The organism is Shigella sp. SIG6, from assembly GCF_053555815.1.
The window spans coordinates 1-3,563 of sequence record NZ_JBQZXC010000210.1 but is presented as its reverse complement, the minus strand read 5'-3'; the positions used below and the strand labels follow the sequence as shown (position 1 = coordinate 3,563).

General features: G+C 49.3%; 4 protein-coding genes and 1 other RNA gene. 2 read left to right on the top strand and 3 right to left on the bottom strand.

The features are described from left to right. Window positions 1-143 precede the first annotated feature (143 nt). The 3 genes from ACUU1M_RS19340 to smpB all read right to left on the bottom strand — a co-directional run bounded on the left by ACUU1M_RS19340 (window position 144) and on the right by smpB (window position 2,649). Window positions 144-1,385 (bottom strand): integrase, encoded by a 1,242-nt coding sequence (locus tag ACUU1M_RS19340; protein ID WP_000113812.1) that lies wholly within the window; start codon window positions 1,383-1,385, stop codon window positions 144-146. A gap of 204 nt (window positions 1,386-1,589) precedes the next feature. Continuing rightward, window positions 1,590-1,952: a transfer-messenger RNA gene (gene ssrA, locus ACUU1M_RS19335) on the bottom strand. 214 nt (window positions 1,953-2,166) lie between these two features. Continuing rightward, the gene (gene smpB, locus ACUU1M_RS19330) at window positions 2,167-2,649 is read right to left on the bottom strand and encodes an SsrA-binding protein SmpB (RefSeq protein ID WP_000162574.1); all 483 of its coding nucleotides are present in this window, start codon (window positions 2,647-2,649) and stop codon (window positions 2,167-2,169) included. Window positions 2,650-2,819: 170 nt separating this feature from the next. Here smpB and ratA point away from each other — a divergent pair, with 170 nt between their 5' ends. Both ratA and ACUU1M_RS19320 read left to right on the top strand, forming a co-directional pair. Beyond that, window positions 2,820-3,257 (top strand): type II toxin-antitoxin system toxin RatA, encoded by a 438-nt coding sequence (gene ratA / locus ACUU1M_RS19325; protein ID WP_001300750.1) that lies wholly within the window; start codon window positions 2,820-2,822, stop codon window positions 3,255-3,257. Next, window positions 3,247-3,537, top strand: coding sequence for an RnfH family protein (locus tag ACUU1M_RS19320; RefSeq protein ID WP_000900741.1), 291 nt, complete (start codon window positions 3,247-3,249; stop codon window positions 3,535-3,537). Before ratA ends, ACUU1M_RS19320 begins: the two co-directional genes overlap by 11 nt. The last annotated feature ends 26 nt before the right edge of the window (window positions 3,538-3,563 follow it).

The following is a 3,563-nucleotide window of genomic DNA, read 5'->3' as shown; positions in this document are numbered from 1 at the left end:
AACTTCTGGAGTGCAGAATCACCAATCCTAATATTACTACTAAATAGCTGCGCCTAATAACGCGACACCCGCCGTTTACTGTCTGGTGGCTTAACCTGCAAGGGCTGGCTGAAAGTGGGACACTATGCCGCGCAGCTATTTAGTCACCCAACTAGCTTCATTCCTTTTATCCCACCTTCAATCATGCTTCCACGATCCGCTGCCATCACAAAATTTGCCCACCATTGCATCATCGGGCGACGCTGTTCCAGGTAATCGCTGCGGTTATAAGCACGACGAACCTCATTCTTATCCACATGGGCCAATGCTGCCTCAATGGCATCAGGCGGAAAGCCTTGTTCATTAAGAGCCGTACTGGCAATTGATCTCAGACCATGCGAAACAAGCACACCACCAAAACCTGCGCGTTTTAGTGAGGCGTTAACAGTCTGACTGTTCATAGGCTGGTTGGGCTTGATACGGCTAGGAAAGATAAATTCTCGGTTGCCGCTTAGCGGTTTCATCATCTCCAGCACAGCTATTGCTTCATCTGACAATGGAACAGTATGGTCGCGGTTCATTTTCATGCGTGCTGCGGGAATCTTCCACTCTTGCGCTTCTATGTCTACTTCTTCCCAGCGAGCTTCAGCCGCTTCGGCAGGGCGGGTAATAGTAAGAAGTTGCCACATGAACAGGCAGCGTGTGGAAAGGCTAATGCTGGCTGTTCGCATTGTCTGCATCAGTTGAGATAGCTGATCCGGTCGAATGCTGGGCATGTTCTTTTTCTGAGGCTTTTCGAAGGCTTTACCGATATTAACGCTGGGAACAGCATCAATCAGCCCTGTGTTCTGGGCATAGATCATGACCTCATTAATACGTTGACACAGGCGACGAACCGTTTCCAGTGCTCCTCTGGCCTGAACCGGTTGTACGGCCTGAACCAGTGTATGAGCTTTAATATCTGTAACGCTAACGTCGCCAATCGCAGGAAAGACATCTCTTTCAAGAGAGCGCCAGATATCTTCCGCATAGTCCTCTGTCACACTGGCTTTCTTCACATTCCACCAACGTTCAGCTACGAGCTGGAAAGTATTGGTTTTGGCTTCCAGCGAACTACGCAATTGTTCTTGCTGATGTTCCTGCGGATCAATCTGTTTAGCTAGGAGTGAGCGGGACTCTGCACGGTAGTTTCTGGCATCGGCAAGGGTAACTGACGGGTAAGGGCCTATGCTTTTCTTTGCTCGTTTCTTGGTGACAGGGCGAATGTAGCGAAACTGCCAGATTTTACTCCCACTGGATTTAATGAGTAGCTCAAGGCCATCGCCATCATAGAGAACGTAGTCCGCTTCCTTGGGTTTAGCAGATTCGATTTCCTTAACGGATAGAGGTTTGGTTTGTCTTGCCATTGCCGGGTTTCCATAGTTTTAGGCACCTCAAAGACAATATAGCTTTATGAAGTGCCTAACAAGGTGCCTAAAAGGATCGGATTTAATTAGTTGGCATCAGACTTCGCGGGACAAATTCGGGGCACAAAAAAGCCCGCAGGGCTTGCGCCGTGCGGGCTCTTAGGACTTCATCGGATGACTCTGGTAATCACCGATGGAGAATTTTGGTGGAGCTGGCGGGAGTTGAACCCGCGTCCGAAATTCCTACATCCTCGGTACTACATGCTTAGTCAGTCTTTACATTCGCTTGCCAGCTGCGGACGGACACGCCACTAACAAACTAGCCTGATTAAGTTTTAACGCTTCAACCCCAGGCAGGGCTTCCACGCGATCTCTTTTGGGTTTGACCTCTCTTGATCCCCGTCCTAAGAGCGGAGGCTAGGGAGAGAGGGCTCTAAGCAGGTTATTAAGCTGCTAAAGCGTAGTTTTCGTCGTTTGCGACTATTTTTTGCGGCTTTTTACGAGGCCAACCGCCCCTCGGCATGCACCTTGGGTTTCGCAAATCCCGTCGAATCCAGAATCAGCCCCAATGTGTAAAGGTAAGTATACCAGATTTATGAGCGCCATGACCAGCCTCAATGGCGTTATCGTTAAAGATTTAGCACCCATGTAGCCTGATTTTTATTCGATTAAGCAATGGGATGGCAACATTTGTGTCGGATGTGATAGCCAATAAGATGTTCATTCGCGCCGCCGGAGAGGGAGGCGCGGTGAGGAACTGGTCAATAATTGGAGTGCAGGTTTAACGGTGGGCGTTTTTCATGATGCGTGCTTTATCCACCTGCCATTCGCGTTCTTTGATATCTGAACGTTTATCGTGCTGTTTTTTACCTTTGGCGACGCCGATTTTCACTTTGCACCAGGCATTTTTCCAGTACAGGGAGAGCGCCACTACGGTATAGCCTTCTCGATTGACGCGACCGTACAATGAGTCCAGTTCGCGCTGGTTGAGAAGTAACTTGCGGGTACGGGTAGGATCGCACACCACATGCGTGGAGGCCACGGCCATTGGCGTGATGTTAGCGCCAAACAGAAATGCCTCTCCGTCACGCAGAAGGACGTAGCTGTCGCTGATATTGGCTTTTCCTGCGCGCAGGGATTTAACTTCCCAGCCTTGCAGGGCAAGTCCCGCTTCGAACTCTTCTTCGATAAAGTATTCGTGACGGGCGCGCTTGTTAAGCGCGATGGTCGCTGAACCAGGTTTATGTGCTTTTTTCTTCGTCATAAGCGTCGTGAATCATCGGTAATCTGAAATCGAAAACACCCCATATCAATCCTGCGGGGGACAAGGCTCTATCTTAGCATGAACCCGATGTTACCCAGCGCCGGGATAGCGTTTTTTTTACAGCAGGATAAATGATATTATTTGTTGGATTTTTGTTGATGGAAATTGTTATGCCTCAGATTAGCCGGACCGCACTGGTACCCTACAGCGCGGAGCAAATGTATCAGTTAGTGAATGACGTTCAGTCTTATCCTCAGTTTTTGCCGGGTTGTACCGGAAGTCGTATTCTGGAGTCCACTCCTGGGCAGATGACTGCGGCGGTAGATGTCTCTAAGGCTGGGATCAGCAAAACGTTTACTACCCGCAACCAGTTGACCAGTAACCAAAGTATTCTTATGAATCTGGTGGATGGGCCGTTCAAGAAATTGATTGGTGGATGGAAGTTTACGCCGCTGAGCCAGGAGGCGTGTCGTATCGAGTTTCATCTCGACTTTGAGTTTACCAATAAGTTGATTGAACTCGCCTTTGGTCGCGTGTTTAAAGAGCTGGCGGCTAATATGGTCCAGGCTTTTACGGTTCGTGCGAAAGAGGTTTACAGTGCTAGGTAAAATTGCCGTTGAGGTGGCTTATGCGCTACCTGAGAAGCAGTACCTGCAGCGAGTGACGCTGCAGGAGGGCGCGACGGTTGAAGAAGCTATTCGCGCCAGTGGCTTGCTGGAATTGCGTACCGATATCGATTTAACTAAAAACAAAGTCGGCATTTACAGCCGTCCGGCAAAACTAAGCGATAGTGTGCATGATGGCGATCGGGTGGAGATTTATCGCCCTCTCATTGCCGATCCGAAAGAGCTTCGCAGGCAACGAGCAGAAAAATCAGCGAATAAATAACAGACAGAAAAAAGGTGCTCATTGAG

What these genes read in the sequence shown, in the direction of transcription:
- ACUU1M_RS19340 (WP_000113812.1), bottom strand. Translation starts at nt 1,385, where the DNA reads ATGGCAAGACAAACCAAACCTCTATCCGTTAAGGAAATCGAATCTGCT.
- smpB (WP_000162574.1), bottom strand. Translation starts at nt 2,649, where the DNA reads ATGACGAAGAAAAAAGCACATAAACCTGGTTCAGCGACCATCGCGCTT.
- ratA (WP_001300750.1), top strand. Translation starts at nt 2,820, where the DNA reads ATGCCTCAGATTAGCCGGACCGCACTGGTACCCTACAGCGCGGAGCAA.